General features: G+C 73.2%; 21 protein-coding genes. 15 read left to right on the top strand and 6 right to left on the bottom strand.

The annotated features are described in order from the left end of the window. Window positions 1–54: 54 nt before the first annotated feature. Window positions 55–2829, bottom strand: coding sequence for a cation-translocating P-type ATPase (locus EQG70_RS17515; protein WP_109269071.1), 2775 nt, complete (start codon window positions 2827–2829; stop codon window positions 55–57). Between the two features lie 255 nt (window positions 2830–3084). Between EQG70_RS17515 and EQG70_RS17510 the strand changes: the two genes are divergently transcribed. Next, entirely contained in the window at window positions 3085–4230 is a 1146-nt protein-coding gene (locus EQG70_RS17510; RefSeq protein ID WP_109269072.1) for an AI-2E family transporter, read from the top strand. A 34-nt stretch (window positions 4231–4264) separates the two neighbouring features. Here the strand turns inward: EQG70_RS17510 and EQG70_RS17505 are convergent, their stop codons facing one another. Further along, a complete protein-coding gene (locus EQG70_RS17505) occupies window positions 4265–5110 on the bottom strand; it encodes a GmrSD restriction endonuclease domain-containing protein (RefSeq protein ID WP_244296607.1) in 846 nt (281 codons plus the stop codon). A 92-nt stretch (window positions 5111–5202) separates the two neighbouring features. Between EQG70_RS17505 and EQG70_RS17500 the strand changes: the two genes are divergently transcribed. Continuing rightward, window positions 5203–5904, top strand: coding sequence for a Pr6Pr family membrane protein (locus EQG70_RS17500; protein WP_017834968.1), 702 nt, complete (start codon window positions 5203–5205; stop codon window positions 5902–5904). Between the two features lie 85 nt (window positions 5905–5989). Here the strand turns inward: EQG70_RS17500 and EQG70_RS17495 are convergent, their stop codons facing one another. Beyond that, window positions 5990–8248 (bottom strand): esterase-like activity of phytase family protein, encoded by a 2259-nt coding sequence (locus tag EQG70_RS17495; RefSeq protein ID WP_109269074.1) that lies wholly within the window; start codon window positions 8246–8248, stop codon window positions 5990–5992. A gap of 167 nt (window positions 8249–8415) precedes the next feature. Then, a complete protein-coding gene (locus EQG70_RS17490; protein WP_241975650.1) occupies window positions 8416–9447 on the bottom strand; it encodes a zinc metalloprotease in 1032 nt (343 codons plus the stop codon). A gap of 164 nt (window positions 9448–9611) precedes the next feature. On the opposite strand from EQG70_RS17490, the gene EQG70_RS17485 reads away from it, so the two are divergent. From EQG70_RS17485 to EQG70_RS17425, 13 genes are all read left to right on the top strand, one after another. After that, window positions 9612–10307, top strand: a complete 696-nt coding sequence (locus EQG70_RS17485) for a dienelactone hydrolase family protein (protein ID WP_109269075.1) — start codon at window positions 9612–9614, stop codon at window positions 10305–10307. A gap of 215 nt (window positions 10308–10522) precedes the next feature. Further along, window positions 10523–11083, top strand: a complete 561-nt coding sequence (locus EQG70_RS17480; protein WP_109269076.1) for a TasA family protein — start codon at window positions 10523–10525, stop codon at window positions 11081–11083. An 88-nt stretch (window positions 11084–11171) separates the two neighbouring features. Beyond that, on the top strand, window positions 11172–11804 hold the full coding sequence (locus tag EQG70_RS17475) for a signal peptidase I (protein ID WP_244296605.1): 633 nt from the start codon (window positions 11172–11174) through the stop codon (window positions 11802–11804). 172 nt (window positions 11805–11976) lie between these two features. Then, a complete protein-coding gene (locus EQG70_RS17470; protein WP_109269078.1) occupies window positions 11977–13482 on the top strand; it encodes an Ig-like domain-containing protein in 1506 nt (501 codons plus the stop codon). Then, on the top strand, window positions 13482–13862 hold the full coding sequence (locus tag EQG70_RS17465; protein ID WP_109269079.1) for a hypothetical protein: 381 nt from the start codon (window positions 13482–13484) through the stop codon (window positions 13860–13862). The genes EQG70_RS17470 and EQG70_RS17465 overlap by 1 nt, the downstream gene beginning before the upstream one ends. 19 nt (window positions 13863–13881) lie before the next feature. Continuing rightward, window positions 13882–14583 carry a response regulator transcription factor gene (locus EQG70_RS17460; RefSeq protein WP_109269080.1) on the top strand — a complete coding sequence of 234 codons (702 nt, stop codon included), beginning with the start codon at window positions 13882–13884 and terminating at the stop codon, window positions 14581–14583. After that, a complete protein-coding gene (locus tag EQG70_RS17455; protein WP_109269081.1) occupies window positions 14576–15814 on the top strand; it encodes a sensor histidine kinase in 1239 nt (412 codons plus the stop codon). Before EQG70_RS17460 ends, EQG70_RS17455 begins: the two co-directional genes overlap by 8 nt. 100 nt (window positions 15815–15914) lie before the next feature. Then, on the top strand, window positions 15915–16103 hold the full coding sequence (locus tag EQG70_RS17450) for a hypothetical protein (RefSeq protein ID WP_109269082.1): 189 nt from the start codon (window positions 15915–15917) through the stop codon (window positions 16101–16103). A 47-nt stretch (window positions 16104–16150) separates the two neighbouring features. Further along, complete coding sequence (locus tag EQG70_RS17445; RefSeq protein ID WP_109269083.1) at window positions 16151–16768, top strand: maleylpyruvate isomerase family mycothiol-dependent enzyme; 618 nt, start codon at window positions 16151–16153, stop codon at window positions 16766–16768. Window positions 16769–16913: 145 nt separating this feature from the next. Then, on the top strand, window positions 16914–18320 hold the full coding sequence (locus tag EQG70_RS17440) for an extracellular solute-binding protein (protein WP_165440208.1): 1407 nt from the start codon (window positions 16914–16916) through the stop codon (window positions 18318–18320). Next, window positions 18317–19267 (top strand): carbohydrate ABC transporter permease, encoded by a 951-nt coding sequence (locus tag EQG70_RS17435; RefSeq protein ID WP_207307482.1) that lies wholly within the window; start codon window positions 18317–18319, stop codon window positions 19265–19267. Before EQG70_RS17440 ends, EQG70_RS17435 begins: the two co-directional genes overlap by 4 nt. A 28-nt stretch (window positions 19268–19295) precedes the next feature. Beyond that, entirely contained in the window at window positions 19296–20183 is an 888-nt protein-coding gene (locus EQG70_RS17430; RefSeq protein WP_109269085.1) for a carbohydrate ABC transporter permease, read from the top strand. After that, complete coding sequence (locus EQG70_RS17425; RefSeq protein WP_109269086.1) at window positions 20180–21523, top strand: glycoside hydrolase family 32 protein; 1344 nt, start codon at window positions 20180–20182, stop codon at window positions 21521–21523. The genes EQG70_RS17430 and EQG70_RS17425 overlap by 4 nt, the downstream gene beginning before the upstream one ends. Here the strand turns inward: EQG70_RS17425 and EQG70_RS17420 are convergent. Further along, on the bottom strand, window positions 21489–22514 hold the full coding sequence (locus EQG70_RS17420; protein ID WP_109269087.1) for a LacI family DNA-binding transcriptional regulator: 1026 nt from the start codon (window positions 22512–22514) through the stop codon (window positions 21489–21491). The genes EQG70_RS17425 and EQG70_RS17420 overlap by 35 nt on opposite strands. 85 nt (window positions 22515–22599) lie before the next feature. Continuing rightward, complete coding sequence (locus EQG70_RS17415) at window positions 22600–23949, bottom strand: SLC5/6 family protein (protein ID WP_109269088.1); 1350 nt, start codon at window positions 23947–23949, stop codon at window positions 22600–22602. Window positions 23950–23966 lie beyond the last annotated feature (17 nt).

Genomic DNA, 23966 nt, shown 5'->3' with positions numbered 1-23966 from the left:
ACGGATCGACCGTCCGTCCCGGTCACACTCTCCCGGGCCGGCAGCTCGGCGGGGTCACACTGCGGCGGATCGCCCTGTTGCGTGGCGCGCGCCGGAGGACGGTGGGCTGCGGAACCGACGGTGTGCCCGTCCGGTGAGCTTGCGCACCTCCTCGACCCACAGCACGAGCGAGCCGACGGCCACGGCGGTGAGCCACTGGGCGGAGTCCAGGCCGGTGGTGTCGAACAGCCCCTGCAGCACCGGGGCGTGCACCACCGCGACCTGCAGCACCACGACGGCGGTCAGTGCCACCCAGATGGTGCGGTTGGTGAAGGTCTGCGCGGAGAACACCGAGCGGATCTCGGAGCGGACGTTGAACAGGTTGAAGACCTGGAAGAACACGAACGTCGTGAACCCCAGACTCGTGATCCCGGTCGTCGAGATGCCGGGGAACCACTCGCCGGCCAGCAGCAGCACGGTCAGGGTGCCGGTGGTCATCACCGCGGCGGCGAGCAGGATGCGCACCACGCGGGGCCGGGTCAGCAGCGGCTCCTGGGCGGGGCGGGGGGCGCGATGCATGACGTCGGGCTCGGTGCGTTCGACCCCCAGGGCCAGGGCTGGGGGTCCGTCCATGATGATGTTCACCCACAGGATCTGCAGGGCGGTGAACGGGGCGCCGCCGGCGATGCCCAGGACTCCGCAGATCAGGAACAGCAGCACGAAGCCCCAGGAGGTGGAGAGCTGGAAGCACACGAACTTGAGGACGTTGTCGTAGATCCCGCGTCCTTCCCGGACGGCGGCCACGATGGTGGCGAAGTTGTCGTCGGAGAGGACCATCCGGGCCGCGCCCTTGGACACGTCGGTGCCGGTGATGCCCATGGCCACCCCGATGTCGGCCTGCTTCAGGGCTGGGGCGTCATTGACCCCGTCACCGGTCATCGCGACCACCTGACCGCGCGACTGCAGCGCACGGACGAAGCGGATCTTGTGCTCGGGGGCCACCCGGGCCAGCACCCCGTAGCCGGGGGCACGATCCGCCAGCTCGGTCTCGTCCATCCCGTCGAGGGCCGCACCCGAGGCGGCCTCGCCGGGGATCCGGAGGGAGGCCGCGATGGCTGTGGCGGTGCGCAGGTGGTCGCCGGTGATCATGTGCACGGCGATGCCGGCGGCGTGGGCCACGGCGATGGCCTCGGCGGCTTCCTTGCGAGGAGGGTCCACGATGCCCACGAGGCAGTAGAGGGTCAGGTCCGTGACGAGGTCCTGCATCCGGACACCGTCGGCGGGGAGGGAACTGGTGCCGGGTGCGTCGTCGTCGAGGCGGCGCCCGGCGATCATCAGGGTGCGCAGTCCTTCTCCGGCCAGGTCCTCGACCTGAGCCAGAATGCGGGCTCGGTCCCGGTCGCTCAGGGGGCGGGGGCCTGCAGCGGTGAGGAGGGAGCCCGCCCGCTCCAGCAGCACCCCCGGGGCGCCCTTGGCGAAGATGCGGTAGTCGGCGTCCTGGACGTCGCCGATCCGGAAGCTCTGCTCGTGGAAGGTGGCCTGGAACTTGTACTCGGAGTCGAAGGGCACCTCGGCCAGACGAGGATGATTCTGGCGTGCCCCGTCGACGTCGAGGCCGCCCTTCTCGGCCAGCACCACCAGCGCGCCGTCGGTGGGGTCCCCGACCAGGGTCCCGTCGCGGACGGTGGCGTCGTTGCACAGGGCCATCGCCAGGTAGGCGTCCGGATAGCTCCCGGCCGTGGTGTCGTCGGGGCTGAGGATCCGCCCCTCGGTGGAGTAGCCCTCACCCGTGATCCGGAAGGTGCGGCCGTCGACGAGCAGCCGCCGCGCGGTCATCTCGTTGAGGGTCAGGGTGCCGGTCTTGTCCGTGGCGATGTGCGTGGTCGAGCCGAGGGTCTCCACCGCGGAGAGCTGCTTGATGATCGCGCCCCGCTTCGCCAGGCGGTTGGCGCCCATCGCCAGGGTGAACGCCACGACGGCGGTGAGGCCTTCGGGGATCGTGGCCACGGCCAGGGACACCGCGATGAGCAGCAGCTCGGTCCAGGACTGTCCGCGCACCAGCCCGAGCACGAAGACGATGCCGACGACCACGAACGCGATGATCGTCAGCAACCCGGCCAGGCGGTCGATCCGGCGCTGCAGCGGAGTGAGGCCTTCCTGGGCGGTCCCGAGGAGGCCGGCGATCGCGCCCATCTGCGTGTCCATGCCGGTGGCGGTGACCACCATGACGCCGCGACCGCGGGTGATCGCCGTGTTCATGAAGACCATGTTGGACCGGTCGCCCAGGGGCGCGTCCGGGTCGGTGAGCGGGGCCGGGTCCTTGTCCACCGGCTGGGCCTCCCCGGTCAAGGACGCCTCGGCGGCCTGCAGCCGGGCGGACTCCAGGAGTCGGCCGTCGGCCGGCACCGAGTCCCCGGCCTCCAGCAGCACGATGTCCCCCGGCACCAGCTCCGCCCGGTCCACCTGGGCCTCGCGCCCGTCGCGGCGCACCCGGGAAGTGCTCACCGACATCTTCCGCAGCGCCGCCAGCGAGCTCTCGGCCCGGGTCTCCTGCACATAGTTGAGCACCGTGTTGAACACCACGACGACCAGGATCACCACCGGGGTCTCCCACTGCCGGGAGACCACCGCGGAGACGACCGCCGCGATGACCAGCACGATCGTCATCCGATCCGAGAGCAGAGCGAGAACCTTGCGCCAGGCCGGCGCCCTGATCGCCCCGGCCAGGACGTTGGGGCCCTCCCGCTCCGCCCGCACTGCGACCTGCTCGCCCGAGAGCCCCACGGCCGGGTCCACCTCGAGCGCTTCCGCCACGGCGGCAGGACTGCGGGTGCACCAGGAGGAAGTCATGGAAACCTCATTCGCTCGACGAGGCACCCAGGCTATCGCCGAGACCGGCGGCCCTTCTCCGCCGGTCCTCGGCGCGCGGGCGCAGGGCGTTGCTGTGCGGGCACCGAGTCGGCGGGGCGGCGCGGTGACCTGTGCGGGGACGGTGGCTGCACCGGGGCACCCGGGTCTCGGACGGTCCGTGGTCCTGGTATCCACGGCTCGGTGGGCGCATTCTGAACCCAGGTCAGCAGCATGACCCGAGGGAGATCGATACCGATGACGCGTCCACGGCACTCCAACGGCTCGCGCACCCGTGACCTGTGGGCGGATCCGCTGGGGAGGGCGACCACCCGGGCCCTGCAGGGGCTGGTGCTGCTGAGTGCGGGGACGGTGGTGGTCTACGGGCTGATCCAGCTCAAGCTGCTGGTGATCCCGCTGCTGGTCGCACTGATCCTGGCCGCTGCGCTGCACCCGGTCGTGGCGCTCTTGCACAGGCGGGGCGTGCCCGGGGCGCTGGCGACCTGGATCGTGTTCCTGGCGGCGATCGTGCTCCTGGGCGGGGTGGTCACCGGCATGGTCTTCGCGGTGCGCAACGAGTGGGCGGAGCTGGTGGCCTCCGCGGTGGGCGGGCTGGAACGGCTGCGGGAGTTCATCGTGGCCGGGCCGGTGCCTGTCGGCCAGCAGGCCCTGGACGAGGCCATCACCGCGGTCGTGGACTTCATGGCCAGCCCCCAGTTCGGCGCCGGGGCGCTGCTGGGCATCTCCGCGGCCACCCAGGTGGTCACCGGGACGGTGCTGGTGGCCGTCATCCTCTACTTCTTCCTCCAGGACGGGTCCAGGATCTGGGCGTTCTTCCTGCGTCGTTTCCACGGCGAGACCCTGGAGAAGCTCCTCACCTCGGGCAGCACCACCCTGCACGTGCTGGGGGGCTATGTGCGCGGCACCGCGGTGGTGGCGCTGCTGGAGGCGGTGGTCATCGGGGCCACCCTGCTGGTGCTGGGGGTGCCCCTGGCCCTGCCCCTGTCGGTGCTGATCTTCCTGGGCGGCTTCATCCCCATCGTGGGGGCCGCCCTGATCGGGGGTGTCGCGGCTCTGGTGGCCCTGGTCGCCAACGGCCCCGTGGTGGCGCTGGTCGTCGTGGCGGTGGTGGTGGCCATCAACCAGCTCGACGGCCGGGTGCTCCAGCCGATGGTGCTGGGCCGGGCGCTGAGCCTGCACCCGCTGGTGGTGCTGCTCGCCCTGGCCGGCGGCGGGATCCTCTCCGGCATCGCCGGGGCCGTGCTGGCCGTGCCGCTGACCGCGGTGGGCTGGGCCCTGATCCAGATCTGGTTCCCCGACCCCCGCGCCCCGGAAGCGCCCGCCCGACCAGCCTCGCTCCCCGGGGCTGTGCCGCCGGACCCGCCCGCACCCACCGGCGCTTGAAGAGCGCCGCCGCGCCGCACCTCGGTTCCCGCCGTCACTCGCAGGCCAGGCCCTCGGCCCCGCCCCGGTCCAGCTCCGGCCGGTAGCCGGGCTGGTCCGAGCGCAGGGGCGCCGCACCCGCGGCGCGGACCGCGGCGCAGTCGGCGTAGTGGACCTCCTCCGCCGGTGACGGCCCCGCGGCGGTGTTCCCGGCGGGCGGGACGTCGGTGGGCACGTCCTGGTCCGGGCACCCGGCCAGCACGTCCGCCATGGCGTCCCGCTCGGGAGCCGTCACGAACAGTTCGTAGCGGGTCTTGACCGCGATCTGGGTGGCCACGTACTCGCACCGGAAGGACTCGTTCGGCGGCAGCCACCCGGCGGCGTCGGAGGCGGACTTCTCCCCGTTGGTCGGCCCGTCCACGGCCCGCAGGTTGAGCGGGTCGTTGGCCAGGGCCGTGCGCTCCTCCTGGGTGAGCCGATCGGCCCCGGAGATCCACGCGTTCTTCAGCGCCACCACGTGGTCGATCTGCACGTCGGCGGAGGTCAGCGGTCCGCGGACGAACTCGATCGTCCGCCCGGTGTAGGGGTCCTCGAGGGTCCCGGAGAGGACCCTGCACCCGTCGTCGTGGAGGACGTCACCGGTCAGGTCCCGGGCCAGGACGTCGTTGCGGGCGTCGCAGCCGTTGCCATCGGGATCGGCCCAGTCCCCGAACTGGGCGAGCCGGTCGTAGTCCTCTCCGCCGCCGGCGTTCTCGACGGGCAGTGCCGCGAGCGCCCGTGCGGCGGGGGAGGTGGCCTCCACGGCCTGCGGTGTGCAGCCGGTCAGGACGCCCAGGGCGACCGCGAGCGGGACGAGCGCCGTCTGCCGGGCACGGGGCTGCGGTGGCTCGAACCTGCGCACGGTGTTCCCTCCGCTCCGGCCGGTGGTGTCGGGACCCCTATTCTCGCAGGTCAGCCGTTCGGGGTAGATTGCGGCACCGGAGGAAGGCAGACATGAGACGGTGCTTCGCCGCGGCCCGCGTGCTGATGGGCCTGGCCCTGGTCGTGGCCGTGGCCGGGCGGCTGCAGGCGTACCTGCGGTTCTGGATCGAGCGCGGGGACCGGGCCATCGCGGTCGACGTCGCCAACTTCTTCAGCTACTTCACCATCCAGACGTCGCTGTTCCACGCCGTGGTGTTCGGGTTCGGCGCGTGGTCGCTGCTCGCCCGGCGGGGCGCCGACCCGCCGTGGTTCGGGGCCCTGCGCGCCGCGGCCACGACGTACACCGTCACCACCGGGGTGGTCTACAACGCGCTGCTGCGCGCTCTGCCGCAGGAGGCGGCCCTGGAGCAGCCGTGGGCCAACGAGGTGCTGCACACGATCGTCCCGGTCTACGCGCTGCTGGACTGGCTGCTCGCCCCGGGGCGGAGCCCGGTCCGGTGGCGGACGGTCGGCGGGATCGTGGTCTATCCGGTGCTGTGGGCCGTCTACACCCTGGTGCGGGCGCCGTTCGTGCTGGACGAGGGCACCGGCAACCCGTGGTGGTACCCCTATCCGTTCCTGGACCCGCACGAGGCGGCCGGCGGCTACGGGTCCGTGGCGGTGTGGATCGCGGTGCTCGCGGTGGCGATTACGGCGACGGCCTCGGTCCTCGTCGGGTTCTCCCGGCTTCGCACCAGGGCTCCCGCCGACGACGGGGCCGAGCGCCGCCGGTGACGGGCCGGGCCGCGCAGGGGCCGCCCGGTGCGGCCCGGGCGGCCCCTGGAACGCCGGCGTCAGGACAGGGCGCCGGAACGGGTCGTCAGGACAGGTCCTCGAGGGCCGCCGCCGCGTGGTCCGGGTGGTCGGAGAAGAGTCCGTCCATGCCGGCCTCCACGAAGGCCCTGATCTCCCCCGCCAGGTCGCCGTGCGCCCGCGGATCGGCGCCGGCGCGGTGCTCGGCGGGGAGGAAGAAGTTCTCCGCCCGGAAGGTCCAGCCGTGGACCTCGAGACCCGCGGCGTGGGCGTCGGCGATCACGGCCGTCGGCTCGCCGAGGGTGTCGTCAGTCTCCCGCGGGATCATGACGTCCTTGCAGGCGCCGAGGATGTCGGCGTAGGACGCGATCTCCGCCAGACCCTCCGCCGTCGTGAGGTCCGCGTAGCCGCGCGGATCGCCGGCGGTAGCGAGGTCGAACGGCGCGCCCGAGCAGTCGACCAGCTGGGCGAGGCGCACGTCGGTCATCCCGTCGAGCTCGCGCAGGTTGGCGGTCTCGAAGCTCTGGAGGACCACCGGGTCCGCCTCGTCGCCGTAGCCGTTGGCCTCGAGCACCTCGACCGTCCTCTCCTCCAGGGACAGGCCGATCGAGTCGAAGTACGTGGGGTGCTTGAGCTCGGGCGCGATCCCCACCGGCTCGCCGTCGCAGGTGCGCGAGCGGCGGGCGAGGTCCACGACCTCCTCGAACGTCGGGATCGGGTACAGGCCGTCGAAGGCGGTGCTGCCCGGGCGCAGCTCCGGGATGCGCTCCTCCGCGCGCAGGGTGCGCAGCTCGGCCAGCGTGAAGTCCTCGGTGAACCAGCCGGTGACCTCGGTGCCGTCGACCACCTTGGTGGTGCGCCGCTCGGCGAACTCCGGGCGGTCCTCGACGTCCGTGGTGCCGCCGATCTCGTTCTCGTGCCGCGCCACGAGCTCGCCGTCCTTCGTGGGGACGAGGTCGGGCTCGACGACGTCGGCGCACTGCGTGATGGCCAGCTGGTAGGAGGCCAGCGTGTGCTCGGGGCGGTAGCCGGAGGCGCCGCGGTGACCGATCACCTCGGGGCCCGTCCCGGCCGCGGGCTCGAGGCGCTCGCGGTCCAGCACGATGAGCTCGGTGTCGTCCGGGGTGCCCGGGACGCGGGCGTCGTTGCCCGGGTAGTTGTTGTCGTTGCCGACCAGCAGGCGGCCGTCCCGCAGCTGCAGGACCACCTCGACCGACTGCTGGGGGAAGGAGAACTGCGCGCCCACGCCGTAGGCGCCGGGGGAGGTCCCGGTGCCGATGCCGGCCGGGTTGTCGATGGCCAGCAGATCGGCCACCAGCTCCTTCTCGAGGCGACCCGAGTCCTCCGTGCGGCGGAGGTCGACGGCGTAGACGCGCTTGGTGACCGCCGCGGGGCCGTCGAGGTCGTCGCGCTCGAGGACCAGGAGCCGGTTCTGACCCGTCAGGAACGCGTCGCCCACGAGGTTGGCGTCGGTGTCCGTCTCGTAGTCCCACGTGCGGCCGGTGTACTCCCGCGTCCTCGTGTCGAACTCCAGGACCAGCCGGCGGCGCGGATCGTCGTCGTCGGCGAGGGCGCCCTCCAGGATCGGGTAGAGGTAGCGGCCGTTCCGCGAGCCCGCCATGGCCTCGAAGCCCTTGCTGGCGCCGACGGCGGGCCGCTCCCCGTCCTCGAGGTAGGGGCTCTGCGGCGACTCGAGCGTGCCCGTCCCGCCGTCGCGGACGTCGGCCAGCGGCACGGGCTCCTCGAGCACCACGCCCTCGGCGTCCACGTGCAGCAGGAAGGGCCCGAACTCCTCGCCGATCCAGAAGGTGCCGTCCAGCTGGCGGACCACGGACTCGACGTCGAAGTCGTTGCCGGTCAGCAGCCGCTCCTCGGTGTCCTCGTGCACCACGGGGAAGGGGATGCGGTGGTGCGGGTCCCGCAGCGACACGTGGTCCTGGACCTCGATCTCGCCGCTCCCGCCCTCGGCGGTCTCCCACTGCGGGGCGATGCGGTAGAGCCGCAGCAGGAAGTCGGCGGAGTTCTCCTGGTTGCCGAAGCCGTTGTCCGGCATAGCCCAGAACGTGCCGTCGCCGTTGTCGACCATGGCGGAGAAGCCGGGGATGACCTGTCCGTCGAAGGGGCCGGTGCGGCCGTTCGCCGGCGTGGCCGCCGCCCCGGAGGGCGGGCCCTCGGCGAGGTGGTCGGCGGAGAGGGTGGCGCGCTGCTCGAGCACGGGCGCGCCGGCGGGCCCGCGGCCCGGATCGCCGTTGTGGGCGAGCGCCCCCGGCGTGGAGGTGAGGAGGACGGCCGCGGCCAGTGCGGCGGCTGCTGGGACTCTGCGCATGCGCCGAGCGTAGGACCGGGGCGTGGCCGGCCGGTGGCATCCGGGGAACATGTCGGCGAACGACGCCGCGCCGCTCGTTCACCCACCGGGCGTCCGCCCACCGCGCTCCGGCCTGCGGCTCCGCTCCGGATCCGGGCACGGCGGGCGGCACGCCGGCGCGGTCCGGGTCAGAGCCGCGGCACGCACGGCCCGGCGCCCAGCTTCGCCAGGCCGGCCCGGTCCCCGGCCGAGAGCACCGTGGCCCCGCCCGCCGGGTGCATCATCTGGGTGGGGTCGTCGACGTGGGCGAGCCCCACCACGTGCGCCAGCTCGTGGATGATGGTCGCGCGGACGTGGGCCGCTCCGTCCGGGTGCTCCAGCACCGGCGCCAGACCGGGGGCGTCGAGGGCGGCCTGACCGGTGACGTAGGCGAACGGCCCCCCGGGCGCCTGCCGGGCCGTGCTGCCGCCGAGGCCCACCACGTTGCCGGCCAGCCCCGGCACCTCGGTCTCGTCGGACCACGCGATGAGCACGGGCGCCCACTGCCGGCCGTACCGGTCCGGCTGATAGGGCGCGCGCTGCTCGGCGGGCGCCTCCGTCGTCGTCCCCGCGGGGACGAACCGCAGACCGGTGGCCGCGGAGATCTCGGCGACCGCCTCCTCGACGAGCTGCCGGCCGCCCGGCGGGGCGCCGTCCGGGCGCACGACGTAGTGCACCGGACGGCACGGGTCGTAGGCGACCATCGGCTGGGCGGGGTCCGGGGAGTCCATGAAGCGGTGGCCCCCGACGTCCTCGACCACCGGGGGCGCCCCCAGCGGCGCCGGTGCTGCCCCGACCCCGGGCGGGGGCGCCGACGCGTTCGGCAGGTAGGGGCGGATGACCGGCAGCGCGTAGTCCTGGAGGAGCCCGGGCGTGAACCAGAGCATCAGCAGCACCACGACGCCCACGGCCGGGGTCGCCCGCCACGCCGTGCTGCGCCTCCGCGGCGCCCTCGCCCAGCGGCGGGCGGATGCCCTGGCCGCCCGGGCGGCGCGCCGGTCCCGGCGCCGGCGCGCGCCCGGGCCCAGCAGGGCCTCGCGCTGCTGCTCCAGCGCCTCCTCGAGCACCCACTGCGGCGTCCGTCCGCTCGGGGACCGCGGGAGGCGCGCGGCGGCGGCGTGCTCGTCGCGGGTCCGGGGCGACGCTCCCCGCTGCGGCGTGGTGCCACCGGGCTGGTGCATGGTTCCTGGCTTCTGTGCTGGATCGGGCCGTCACCCGGCCCACACTGAAGTGTACGAAAGCAAACGCCTCGGAGGATCCCGCACCTGCCCTGTGATGGGGAATCGCCTGTCCACACTCCTGCCTACACTGGCCCGACGCAGCCCCGATCCGAAGGAGCACCGCAGTGGAGACCACCCCGCACCAGAACGTCACCTTCCCCTCGGCCGGGGGCCGGGCCCACGGCTACCTGGCGCTGCCGGCCGCCGGCCGCGGTCCCGGCGTGCTCGTGATCCAGGAGTGGTGGGGGCTCACCGACCACATCCGGGACGTGGCGGACCGGCTCGCCGCCGAGGGCTTCGTGGCCCTGGCCCCCGACCTCTACGGCGGGTCCATCACCCACGACGGCGAGGAGGCCGCCGAGATGATGTCCCGGCTGCCCGAGGAGGAGGGTGTGCGGCTGCTCGCCGGCTCCGTCGACTTCCTGCTCGGCCACGAGGCCGTCACCAGCTCCACGGCGGGGGCGATCGGCTTCTGCATGGGCGGCGGGTTCGTCCTGGCACTCGCCACGGACCAGGGCGAGCGGATCGGCGCCGCGGTGCCGTTCTACGGCGTCGGCCAGGGCGTGCCGGACGCCTGCCACGGGGTGCGCGCGGCGGTGCAGGGCCACTACGGCCGCGAGGACTCGTCCTACCCGGTCGAGAAGGCGCAGGCGCTCGAGGAGCAGCTCCGCCGCGAGTCCTCCGCACCCGTGGTCGAGTTCCACTACTACGACGCCCCGCACGCCTTCCACAACGACCGGAACCGGGCGAACCACCGCCCCGACGCCGCGGCCGCGGCCTGGGAGCGCGCGGTCGCCTTCCTGCGCGAGCACGTCCGGTAGTCGACGACGAGGGCTGTCCCCCGACCCGCCCACAAGGGGAAACGTCCTGCTGCGCGGGTTGTTACCAGGATGTAGGAAACGGTGGCGCCCGGCGTCGGGTGTGGTGGAACTGGGGCTTTGCGGAGGCAAATGCGTGGCCGAGCGGTGGAACGGCGCTCCGTAGTTTTGGAGTCAACAACCCACCGCAGCGCACCACCGAACGAAGGGCTCCTCCCATGACCGCCACCGCCGTCGCCACCGTCTCCCGCCCCCGCCGCTACCGCGTCCTCGTCCCCCTCGCCGGCCTCGCCGCCGCCGCCGCGCTCGCCGTGGGCTCCGGGGCGGACTTCACCTCCAACTCGGTGAACTCCGCCAACGCCTTCAGCACCGGCTCGCTGACCCAGACGAACTCCAAGGCCAACAGTGCGGTGTTCAACCTCGACAACATGAAGCCCGGCGACACCCTCAACGGCTCGGTCACCATCACCAACTCCGGCTCCCTCGGCGCCGGCTTCAAGCTCACGGAGACCGCGACCAACGGGTTCACCACGAAGTCCAACCTCCGGCTCACGATCACCGAGTCCGGCTCCACCGCGCCGGTGTGGACCGGTACCTTCGGCGAGCTCACCGCCGCCGGCCCGCTGGTGCTGGGCGATTGGGCCCCGGGCCAGGCCAAGACGTTCGTCTTCAGCGTCACCCTCGACTCGAAGGCCGACAACACCGAGCAGGGCAAGACCGCCACGGCTACCTACAGCTGGGACGCGGTGCAGTCCGCGGGCACCACCACCGACCAGTGACCCGTCCGGCGGGGCCGGCCCTGACGGGCGGGCCCCGCCGTCCCTGCTCGACACGACCGCGGGCGTGCGCCCGCAGCAGGAGGACACCGTGCGTGCTGTGCGGATCGCGGCCCGGACCGCCTCCCGGGTGCTGCTGAACCTGGCGGCGCTCGTGGTGCTGGCCCTGGCCCTGGCCATGCTCGTGCCCGGTGCGCTGGGCTACGAGCGCTACGTCATCACCGGCGCGTCGATGTCCGGGACCTTCGAGAAGGGCACCCTGGCCATCGAGAGCGCGGTGCCGGTGGCGGACCTGGCCGTCGGCGACGTCATCACCTACCTGCCCCCGCCGGACTCCGGGCTCACCGAACTGGTCACCCACCGCATCCTCACCGTCGAGGAGTCCGAGAGCGGGCCCGTGTTCCGGACCCAGGGCGACGCCAACGCCGACGCCGACCCGTGGACCTTCCAGCTGCCCGGTCCCACCCAGGCCCGTCTGGACCACGCCGTCCCCCACCTCGGCTGGGTGTTCATCGCCCTGTCCGAACCGCAGGTCCGGCAGCTCGTCATCGGCATGCCGGCCGGGCTCATCGCCCTCCGCTGCGCGATCGAGGTCGTGCAGGTCCTGCGCCGGCCCCGGCCCCGCACCGAGACCCCCCAGCCGTCTGCCGCCACGGCGCGGAAACACCTCGACGGCCCGCCGAGACGCCCCGTCCCGGGCCGGAGGACCGCCGCCGCGGTCTGACCCGCGGCGGCACGGCATGCCGTATGCCCTGCCGCGGAGGTGTTGCCGAACTGTGGAACTGCGAACGGCCTCTGTTCCCCGGCTGTTGCCACCGGCTCTCTAGCGTGGGAACCGACCACCCGGTCCTCGCCCACACCGACCTCGACCCACGCTTCGGGAGCCACTGATCGCCATGACCGCACGAACCGCCGCGACCGCCGTTCTCGTCGTCGTGCTCGGTCTGCTCCTGGGCCTCAGCAGCACCGCCGAGTTCTCCTCCGCGTCCTTCACGAGCCGCTCGGCCAACCCGCAGGGCACCGTCCGGGCCGCCGCGGACTGGACCCCGCCCACCACGTCCCTCACCCCTCCGGGCGCAATCCTGGCGGGCTCGGTCGTCCTCACCGCGTCCGCCGCAGACGCCGAGACCGGGATCGACACCGTCGCGGTCCAGTACCGCTCGGCCTCCGGAGGCGAGTGGCGCACGGTGTGCACCACCGCCTCGGCCCCCTACCGCTGCACGTGGAGCACCCCCGGTGTCGTGGACGGCTCCTACGCGCTGCGCTCCGTGGCGACCGACCGGGCCGGGTACTCGGCGGTCTCCGCCGTGGCGACCACCGTGGTGGACAACACCGGGCCCGTCGTGACGATGATCGATCCCGGCACGCTCCTCGGCGGCACCCGGACCTTCGAGGCCACCGCGGCCGACCCCGGCACCGGTGTGCAGAAGGTGGTCCTCCAGTACGCCCCGAGCGGCTCGAGCACCTACCGGGACCTGTGCACCGCGACCGCCGCCACCTACTCCTGCCGCTACGACACCCGGCAGCTGCCCGACGGTCGCTACGACCTCCGGGCGGTCGCGACCGACCGCGCCGGCAACGCCACCACCTCCGCGGTGGTCGCGAACCGGGAGGTCGAGAACCCGGTCAGCACCGTCACCCTGGCCGCCCCGAAGACCTACCTGTCCGGCGGCACCACGCTGAGCGCCACCGCTGCCTCCACCGCGGGGGTGCAGGCGGTCCGCTTCCAGTACGCCCCCGCCGGCACGACCACCTGGAGCACGGTGTGCACCGACACCACCGCGCCGTACAGCTGCGCCTGGACCACGACCGGTGTGGCAGACGGCGCCTACGACCTCCGCGCGGTCCTGGTGGACAGCAAGGGGCGGGAGACCGCCTCGGCGTCCGTTCCCGAACGGCACGTGCTCAACACCGTGGTCCGCGGCGTGGACGTCCAGGCCGCCAACGGGGGCAGGGCCGGCACGATGGACGCCGGGGACACGATCACCTACACCTACAGCCACCTCGTGGACCTGAACACGATCAGCACCGGGTGGGACGGCAGCGCACTGGCGACCGCGCTGAACATGCAGAGCGGCTGGTTCGCCGACAGCAGCATCACCGTGGCCGGCTCCGCCCGGGCCGATTCCGTGGGCTCCGTGAACCTGGGCGCCGACTACCTCTCGGTCTCGACGAGCGCCCGGTTCGACGCCACCATGACGGCGGAGGCGGTCGTCGTCGACGGCCGTCCGCGCACGGTGCTCACCGTGACACTGGGCCAGAGGACGGGCGGCGGCACGCCGAGCACGAACAGCACGCCGACGATGGCCTGGACGCCCAGCACCGCCGTCAAGGACCTCGCCGGCAAGGCCGTGTCGTCGGCAGCGGTCAACGAGACCGGCGCCGCGGACGGGGACTTCTGATGCGCCGTCCGCGCGCCCGCCGGGCCACCGCCGTGGCCGCGGTGCTGCTCGCCGCAGTCCTCGCCGTCCAGGCCGTGCTCATCCGGGACGAGGCCGCCTACCTGAGCGTGCTGCTCTTCGCCGGTGCCGCACTGGGCGTCGTGGGCGCCGTGCGCCTCCGGCTCCGCGGCTGCTTCGCGGCCCGCTTCACCCTGGTGCTCGTGGCGGCGCTCGTGCTCTTCGGGGAGGGCCTGCTGGCGGCGCTCGGCCTGCCCGGGCTCGGTCACGCGGGCGCACGGACCGGCCTCACGGTGACGGGAACAGCGGCGATGGCGGGCGCCGTCGTCGTCCTGGTGGGCCTGCGGCCGAAACATGACGCGGGACACCGGGCAGTCCCATGAGAATGGATATGCTTTTGCAATGGTCCCCAGCATCCTCCTGGTGGAGGACGACGACGGCATCGCCCTCCCCCTGACCCGCGCCCTCGAGCGGGAGCAGTACGCCGTGGAGCGGGTGAGCACCGGCCAGGCCGCCCTCGCGAGCGCCGCCACCGGGCGGTTCCCGCTGGTGGTCCTCGACCTCGGGCTGCCGGACGGGGACGGACTGGACGTGTGCCGGCAGGCCCGCGAGGACGGCTACACCGGGGCCGTGCTCATCCTCACCGCGCGCGGCTCGGAGATCGACCGGGTGGTCGGCCTCGACGTGGGCGCCGACGACTACATGGCCAAGCCCTTCAGCCTGGCCGAGCTGCTGGCCCGCGTCCGGGCGCTGCTGCGCCGGCAGAACGGCCCGTCCACCGCTCCCGTGCCGCAGCCGCAGACCGCCCCGGGGCTGCGGGTGGACCCGCGGTCCCGGCAGGCCTTCGTGGCGGACACGGTCCTGCCGGTCACCGCCAAGGAGTTCGACGTGCTGGCCGAACTGGACGGTGTCCGCGGGGACGTGGTCACGCGGGAGCACCTCATGGACCGGGTGTGGGACGAGAACTGGTTCGGCTCCACCAAGACCCTCGACGTCACCGTGGCCCGGCTGCGGCACAAGCTGGCCGACTCCGGGGCGCCGGCCCAGATCGTCACCGTGCGCGGGATCGGCTTCCGGCTCGAGGACGGCCCGCCGGATGCGTGACCGGCTGGTCACGGCGCTCGTCGGTCTGGCGATCGCCGTGATCGTCCTGTACGGCGGCCCGCGGGCCTACATGGTGGCCGAGCAGGCGCAGACCACCGTGGTCCAGCAGACCGAGCGCTCCGCGGACCTGATCGCAGCCGTGCTCACGGAGCGCTCGCGCGGCGGTGGACCCGTCGACGAGGACCTGGACGCCCTCGTGCACGACGGGGAGGTCCTGGTCCACCGGGCTGCGGACGGCCGGGTGCTGGCGTCGGCGGGCGAGGCTGAGGGCCACGCCGCGGACGTGGTGGCGACCCGGCGGCTGCCGGACGGCAGCGCCCTGGAGCTGACCCGCTCCGGTGCGGCGGTGAGCGAGCGGATCACCGATGCCGTGATGCCGATCGTGCTCATCGGCCTGGGGGTCGTGGTCCTGGCCGTCCTCGCCGCGGTGGTGCTGGCCCGCGGGCTGGCGCGGCCCTTCCAGCAGCTGGCCGACGCCGCCCGCCGGCTGGGGGACGGGACCTTCAGCCTGCCGCCGATGGACTCCACGCTGCCCGAGGCCCGGGCCATCGGGGTGGCGCTGCAGACCAGCTCCCGGCAGCTCGAGGCCCTGCTGCACCGCGAGCGGCAGTTCGCGGCCAACGCCTCCCACCAGCTGCGGACCCCGCTCACCGCCCTGCGCCTGGAGCTCGAGGACCTCACCTACTGGCCCGAGACCGCCCCCGCGGTGTCCGAGCAGCTCGACCGGGCGCTGGGAGAGCTGGACCGGCTCAGCGGGACCGTGACCGAGCTGCTGGAGCACTCCCGCGGCCGCCGTCTGGAGCGCCCGGTGCCCGTGGACCTGGCGCTGCTCACCGCCGAGACCGCCGCGCGCTGGGACCGGCAGGCCGGTGCGGGGGGCCGCACCGTCACGGCGATGGCACCGCGTCCCGCCCGCGTCCGCACGCATCCCGGGCTGCTGCAGCAGATCCTGGACGTGCTCATCCACAACGCCCTGCGGCACGGCCGCGGAGTCGTGCGCGTACGGGCCAGGGATGCCCGCACGCACTGGGCGATCACGGTCCAGGACGAGGGGGACCGACCCGTGGACCGGGGCATCTTCGACCGCCACGTCAGCACCGGGGAGGGGGGCGAGGGCATCGGACTGACGGTCGCCGCCGAGCTCGCCGAGTCCCTCGGCGGCAGCCTCACCCTCGAGTCCGCCCCGACCACCACGTTCCTGCTGCGGCTGCCGGCGGCGCCGTCGACCTGAGCCGACGCCCAAGCACCGCCGGTCGCGGTGACAGCTCCGGCACAGCCTGCCGTGCCAGGCTCGGCCCCGGAGCACGCCCGAGACCACCCAGGGAGAACCGATGACGCAGACGACCACCCGGACCATGACGCGCACCGCGACCGCCGTGCTCACCGCGGCACTGGTCGCCCTGGCGGTGGTGCTGCAGCAGCCGGAGCCCATCACCGCGGCACTGCTCGTCGTCGTCCTCGGCACCGGCTGGGACCTGCGCCGGACCCGGGAGCTGGCCCGGGTGCGGGTCCGCCCCTGACCCCACCGCCCCGAGCACGCCGGGCGCCCGAGCACCGAGGAGTCCCCATGACCGAGATCTGGCCCGTGGTCCACGCCGAGCGCCGGGCGCTGATCCGGGACCTGGAGGACCTCCCGGCGCGGCAGTGGGCGACCCCCTCGCTGTGCCCCGGCTGGGACGTCCACGACGTCCTGGCCCACCTCGTCGACGATGCGCGGACCACGCGCCTGGGCTTCCTCCGCCGCCTCGCGGCCGCCCGCTTCGACTTCGACCGCTGCAACGCCCGCGGCGTCGCGCGGGAGCGGCGTGCCGACCCGCGGGACACCCTGGCCGCGTTCCGCGCGGTGAGCGCCCGCACCACGAGCGCGCCGGCGGCGCCGGCCACCCGGCTGGTGGAGGCGTTCGTGCACGGGGAGGACATCCGGCGCCCGCTCTCGCTCACCCGGGACCGCCCGGCCGGACCGGTCGCCGAGGCCCTGCGCCACCAGCTGCGGACCAGCACGAAGCTCGGCGGCGGGAAGGAGCGGGCGGCGGGCCTGCGGCTCGTGGCCACCGACGCCGACCTCGACGCCGGGACCGGCCCGGAGGTGCGCGGCGGCGTCCTCGCGCTGCTGCTGGCGGTGTCCGGGCGCCCGGTCGGCCCGGAGGAGCTCACCGGCCCCGGAGCGGCGGCACTCGTCTCCTGAGTGCTCGCCGTTCCGGACGGCCCCCGATGCAGTCTTGTGACGGCCCGGCACTGTGATCCTTGACACCTCGCCCCGGATGTCTCTACTCTCCTAACACGTGTCAGGAACCTGACACGTGTTAGTTCAGCAGAGTGAGGACACGCGGATGACTGCAGCGAGCAGCATGACCCGTCGCGCGCTACTGGGGGTCGGGGGCGTCGCCCTGGCCGGGGCCACCGTCGGGGCGTGGCCGCGCCTGACCGCCTCCGACATCCCCGGTCGCGGGGATGACGTCCTGACGGTGGCGATCCAGGGCACGTCCCAGGACGCCGCGAAGCGCCAGCAGCTGGTGGACGAGTTCCGGGCCGAGCACCCGGACATCCCGGTGCGGATCCAGGCCGTCCAGAGCGCCGACTGGGGCGACTTCTTCTCCAAGATCCTCACCATGGTCGCGGCCGGCCAGGCGCCGGACCTGGTGTACGTGGCCACGGAGGGCACCCAGCTGTTCGCCGACCGGCTCGCGGTGCCCCTCGACAGCTTCGTCCAGCGGGACGCCGCCACGATGGGCGAGTACTTCCGCGACGTGCACCCCAGCCTCGTCGAGGCCTTCATGTACAAGGGGAACCTGTACCAGCTGCCGCTGGAGTTCAACGCGGCCAACATGTACCTCAACACGGCGGCGCTGCGCCGGGCCGGGGCGGAGCGGCCCGCCGACGACTGGACCAAGGACGACTTCACGGGGCTCATGCGCGCCATGCAGCGCTCCAACGAGGGCTCCTTCCGCCCCTACTACTGGACGAACCGCCTGTTCGGCGGTGTGGTCCCCTGGCTCTACGCCAACGGCACCAGCTTCCTCACCGAGGAGAAGGCGCCGGGCGGCGGATGGCTGTGGAACGGCTTCTACGGGGACCACCCGGCGGGTGCCGACCGCCGCGGCGGCTACCTGTGGACGGGCTCCAACGTCCGGGACGAGCGGGTCACGGAGACGTTCGACTACCTGCGGGAGCTCGTGCAGGAGGGCCTCGGCGTGCGCCCCGAGGAGGGCGGCGGCAACGCCCTGATCGGCCTGTTCGCCTCCAACCGTGTGGGCGCCACCCCGGCCGGCGGGTACTGGGCGCAGGGGCTGAACGAGGCCGGGATGGGGCCGGAGGCCTTCGACGTGCAGTTCTTCCCGCGCTGGCGCACGCAGCGGCACCAGTTCGGCGGCGCCGGCTACGCGCTGATGAAGACCTCGGAGCGCAAGGACCAGGCGTGGGAGTGGATCAAGTTCACGGCCCGCAAGGAGTCGATGCAGCTGGCCACCCCCCACCCGAACACCACGCCGAGCCGGCGCTCCATGGTCACCGCGGACTTCTACCGCGGGGCCGGCCCGGAGCACTGGCAGGTCTTCTACGACACGCTGGACCGCTTCCCCAGCACCGGTCCCATTCCCGCCCCGCCGCAGCAGGCCGCCGTCGAGTCCGCGCTCATGAAGAACGTGGCGGTCGCCATGGGCGGCGGCGCCGGCCAGATGACCTCGGCCCTCGACCGGCTCGACACCGAACTCGCTCTCATCCTCGGGGAGGACTCATGACCACCATCGCACCGGCACCGGACGTCGCCCGCACCACGGTCTCCGCACCGGTGCCGTCGCCGCGGCGGACCCGCTCCCGGGCCGAGAGGTGGATGACCGTCGTCTTCCTGGCTCCGACCGTCATCGGGATGGGCGTCTTCACGGTGCTGCCCATCCTGGCCTCCGTGGTGCTGGCCTTCTTCCAGTGGGACATCATCTCCGCGCCCGAGTTCGTGGGGCTGCGCAACTTCACCGAGCTCGTCACGGACCGGACCGTGCGGGTCTCCTTCCTGAACACGATCGTGTTCGTGGTGGTCGCGGTGGCTCTGCAGCTGTCCCTCGCGATGACCCTGGCGGTGCTGGTGCAGGGGAAGATGCCGGCCTGGTTGCGGCTGTTCTTCCGCTCCACGTTCTTCTTCCCGCTGATCCTCTCCGCGGCCAGCGTCTCGATCTTCATGCGCTACATGTTCAACGAGCAGTTCGGCGTCGTGAACTGGCTCCTCACCAATGTCGGCCTGCCCGCCGTGCCCTGGCTGACCACCACGACCGGGGCCTCGCTCGTGGTGGTGCTCGTCTACGTGTGGCAGAACTTCGGCTTCACGTTCCTGATCCTGCTCGGCGGGATCGCGTCCATCCCCAAGGAGCTCTACGAGGCGGCCGACCTCGACGGCGCCAAGGGCTGGTCCAAGTTCCGCAACGTGACCCTGCCCCTGGTCAGCCCGACCCTCCTGGTCGCGTCCGTGACGGCGATCATCACGGCGCTGCAGGTCTTCGACCAGCCCTACGTGCTCACCCGCGGCGGCCCCGGGGACTCGACCCGCTCCGCCGTGATGGTCGTCTACCAGACGGCGTTCCAGCAGCTGGAGTTCGGCAGGGCGTCCGCCATCGGACTCGTGCTGATGGTGCTGATCATGCTCGTCACCCTGGCGCAGTTCCGCCTCTCCCGGCGCTACGTCCACTACCAGTGAGCTCTCCCGACCGACGAAGGACCACCTCATGTCTGCACCCGCTCACACCCCGTCCCGGACGGCCGGCCCCGCGCCCCGCCGTCGTCGGCGCCGGGGGCTGCCCACCCCGGGACGCGTCGCCGGCTTCCTCTTCCTGATCGTCGCCGCCGTCGCGGTCCTGGGACCCGTCATGTGGACCCTGTCGACGTCGCTGCGCAGCCCCAGCGAGGCGTTCGACCTCCCGCCCAAGTTCTTCCCGACCGATCCGGACACCACGGCCTACGCCGAGGTCGCCCGGCAGATCGACCTGGTGCGGCTCGTCCTCAACAGCGCACTGGTCACCGCCCTCATCGCCGCCGGGCAGATGCTGACGGCGGCCATGGCCGGGTACGTCTTCGCCCGCATGCGCTTCCGGGGCTCCGGGCTGATGTTCGGCGTGGTCCTGGCCACCATGATGGTCCCGGTCCAGGTGACGATCGTGCCCGTGTTCATGCTGGTCCGCGGCATGGGCCTGGCCGACACCCTCCTGGCGCTGATCATCCCGGCCATCCCCACCGCGTTCGGCACGTTCCTGATGCGCCAGTACTTCATGGGGCTGCCCAACGACTTCGCGGAGGCCGCCGCCCTGGACGGGGCGAGCCCCTGGCGGACCTTCTTCTCCATCTACGCGCCGCTGTCCCTGCCGGGCATGGCCATCGTGGGCATCCTGGCGTTCAACTACCACTGGAACGAGTTCTTCCGGCCACTCATCCTGACCATCTCGGAGCAGAACTTCACCCTCCCCCTGGGCCTCGTGTCCCTGCAGGGGAACCTGGGCACGGGCTCCATCTCCGTGGTCCTGGCCGGCGTCGTGATCTCCATGATCCCCGCACTCATCGTCTTCGTCTTCGGGCAGCGCTATCTGCGCGAGGGCCTCACCGCAGGAAGCAGCAAATGACCCTCTCTCCCAGCACCGCCTCCGCCGTCCTGCCCACCGGCCGGGCCTTCCCCCGCACCCACCCCCGGCCGGCCCGGGGCTGGCTCAACGACCCCAACGGGCTGTGCCGGGTCGACGGCACCTGGCACGTGTTCTTCCAGTACAACCCCGGCTCCGCGCGCCACGACGCCATCCAGTGGGGGCACCTGTCCTCACCGGACCTGGTGACGTGGCAGGAGGAGCCGGTGGCCCTGCGCCCGCAGCAGCACGGCCCCGACGCGTTCGGCTGCTGGTCCGGGGTGCTCACCGTCGACGAGGGGTGCCCGGTGGCGGTCTACAGCGGTGTCGAGGCCGGCGACGACCGGTCCCGGGTGACGCTGGCCACCGGCTCGGAGGACCTGCGGTCCTGGCGGCAGGAGGGCGTCACGGCGGCGGAGATGCCCGCGGACCCTGACGTCGTCGCGGTGCGCGACCCGTTCCTCTTCCGCTGGGCGGGGCGGCGGTACGCCCTCCAGGGCGCGGGGCTGGCCGACGGCCGGGCGGCGATCCTGCTCTACGACGCCGCCGACCTGGAGCACTGGACCTACCTGGGCGTGTGGCTGACCTCGGACCACCCCGTGCTCAGCGCGGACCTCGACGCCTCGATCTGGGAGTGCCCCCAGCTCTTCGAGGTGGTCGAGGGCGAGGTGTCCCGCTGGGTGCTGATCGTCTCCCGGTGGATGCGCCAGGAGGACGGGTCCGGCCGGCTCCAGGACGTGCGCTACGTCGTCGGGCGCATGGACGAGGACCCCGACGACGACGACGGGGGCCGGGCCCGGGGAGCCGCCCCCCGCTTCACCCCCGAGGCCTGTGGCGCCGTGGACACGGGGCCGGCCTTCTACGCGCCCCAGGTGCTGGCGCTGGAGGACCGCACCCTGCTGTGGGGCTGGTCGTGGGAGACGCGCCCGGAGGAGGTCAGCGACGAGGAGGGGTGGGCTGGTCTGCTCACCTGGCCGCGCGAGCTCCGCCTGGACGGCGACGTCCTCGTCCCGGCACCCGCCGCCGAGTGCGCGGGGCACCGGCGCGAGCCCCTCGAGCCGGCGTCCGCGGACGGGACGGTCGAGCTGCCGGACGCCGCCGAGCTCCGCGCCACGGGCCCGGACGCCGCCGTGCGCCTGCTGCTGCGCGGTCCCGCCGGCGAGCGCGAGGTCTGGTCGGGGCGCGCGGCGACGGTCGTGGTCGACGGCTCCCTGGTGGAGGTCTACGCGCAGGACGGGCCCTCCCACACCCTCCGGGCCTATCCGCAGGACGGCGAGACCTGGTGCGCGGCGGTCGAGCCGGGCGCGGTCACCGGGTGGGCGCTGGGCCCGTCGACGCCCTGACGATCAGCGGGCAGTCGATGCGCTCCACCGCGGGCGGGACCTCGACGCCGTGGAGCTGCTCCAGGAGCAGCTCCACGGCGCGCGCCCCGATCCGCAGGTGCGGCAGGGCTACGGTCGTCAGCGCGGGGACGAGCTGGTCGGCCACGCTCTGCTGGTCGTCGACCCCCACGAGGGAGAGGTCCTCCGGGACCCGCAGGCCGGACGCCGCCGCGCAGAGCAGCACGCCCGTGGCGGTGCGGTCGTTGGACGCGAGGACCGCCGTCGGCGGCTCGGGCAGGGCGAGCAGCCGCTGCGCCGCCCGGTAGCCGTCCTGGATCTCCCAGCCGGTCGGCTCGACCGTGAGCCGCAGGCCCTCGCGGCCGAACTCCGCGCAGGCCGCCTCGAAGCCCTGCCGGCGCAGCGGCGTGGCCGGCGAGTCGGACGTGCCGGTCAGCAGGGCGATCCGGCGGTGCCCCAGGCCGAGCACGTGCTCGGTGGCACGGCGCATCCCGGTCACCTCGTCCGGGATCACCGCGGCGAGCCGTTCCTGCGGGTCGTAGCAGTTGGCGAGCACCGCGGGGCGGTGCAGCAGCGCCACGGGCGGGTCCAGCTCCACGAGGCCGCCCGTGGCGTAGACCAGCCCGTCGACGTGCCGGTGGATCAGGGCCTCGGCGAGCTCGAGGTCGCGCCCCGGCACCCCTTCCGTGTCGGCCACGGTGAGCACGTAGCCCGCCGGGCGGGCGACGGAACCGGCGCCGCTGATGATCCGGCCGGCGAAGGGACTGGTCACGATCTCGTCGGTGATCACGCCGATGGTGTTGGTGCGCTGGCTCTGCAGGGCGACCGCCACCGCGTTCGGCACGTAGCCCAGCCGCTGCACGGCCTCCCGGATCCGCTGCTGGGCGGTGGGCGAGACGTTGCCGTCGGCGTTGTTGTTGAGGACCATCGAGACCGCGCTCCGGGAGACCCCGGCCTCGCGCGCGACATCGGCGGCAGTGGGGTTGCGGGCCATGTTCCTCCGGCGGTAGCACCGGTCTCGAACCGGGTCGGTGTGCGGCCCCCAGTCTATCGGGGACGTCCCGCCCAGGGCCGGGGGCTCAGCGGACGAGGGTGAAGAGGATGCCGCTGATGGCCACGAGCCCGGCGACGGTCACGAACACGTTGGAGAGCTGCCCCCGGTAGGGCGCCAGCGCCGGGATCCGGCGCACGGCGTACATCGGCATCAGGTACAGGATCACGGCGATGACGGGCCCGGCCAGGGACTCGATGAGGGGCAGGATGCTCGGATTGAGCACCGCGGCCGCCCACGTGGTGAGGAAGATGAAGACCGCGATCCCCCGGCGCAGCGTCCGGTCCTGCGGCTGCCGGATCCGGGCGGGGAGCATGCTGCGCACGATCCCCGCCGCGCCCTCGCTGGCGCCCAGGTAGTGGCCGAAGAACGAGGAGACGATCGCCACGACCGCCACGGCGGGGCCGAGGTAGCCGATCCAGGGGTTGTCCTGCACGTTGGCCAGGTGGGAGAGCACCGGGAGGTTGGCCTCGCGGGCCTCCTGCAGCCCGGTGGTGCCCAGGGACAGGACGCAGGACCAGACGAAGCCCATGGTGAACAGCACCAGCAGGACCGTGGTGCGGCGCAGCACGCGGGACGCCGCCGCGGGCGCGTCCGTCCCGTGCTCGCGCTGCATCGCCAGGGAGAACTGGGAGATCGCGGGGGAGTGGTTGAACGCGAACACCAGCACCGGGATGATCAGCCACACCGACAGCGTGAGCTCGCCGGCGGACGGCACCACGGCGAGGTCGCCCACCTGCCAGGTGGGGACGAGGTAGATCGTCACCCCCAGCAGGGCGAGGATCAGCGGGTAGACCAGCCACCGGGTCACCGCGAGCATGAGGCGCTGACCGGCGACCATGACCAGCATCATCAGGGCGATCAGCACCCCGGAGAGCAGCACGCGGGGCACCTGCGGCAGGCCCAGCTGGTTGACCAGCAGGCTCTCGACCGTGTTGGTGATGCCCACCCCGTAGATCAGGACGATGGGGTAGATCGCGAGGAAGTACAGGACGGTGATCACCCGCCCGGCGCCCTCCCCGAAGTAGTCGCGGGCCACGACCGTGATGTCCTCGCCCTTCCGCGGCGAGGCGCAGACGAAGCGTGCGAGGGCCCGGTGGGACAGGTAGGTCATCGGCCCGATGAGGACCGTCACCACGAGCAGCGGCCACAGGCCGCCGGCCCCCGCGTTGATCGGGAGGAAGAGGATGCCCGCGCCGATGGCGGTGCCGAACAGGCCGAGCATCCAGCCGGTGTCGACCGCGGAGGGCCGGCTCCGGGCACCGGGTGCCGTGGCCGAGCGGTCCGGGGCGGGGTTCGTGGTCGTCGGCGTGGTCGTGGGGGAGGGAACAAATTCTGCGTCGGCGGAGATCGTCCGCGGGGCAGGGGAGCGCGACATGGTGGTCCTCGCTGGGT

The organism is Kocuria rosea, from assembly GCF_006094695.1.
GTDB classification, from domain to species: Bacteria; Actinomycetota; Actinomycetes; order Actinomycetales; family Micrococcaceae; genus Kocuria; species Kocuria rosea.
This window is presented reverse-complemented; position numbering and strand designations above follow the sequence as displayed.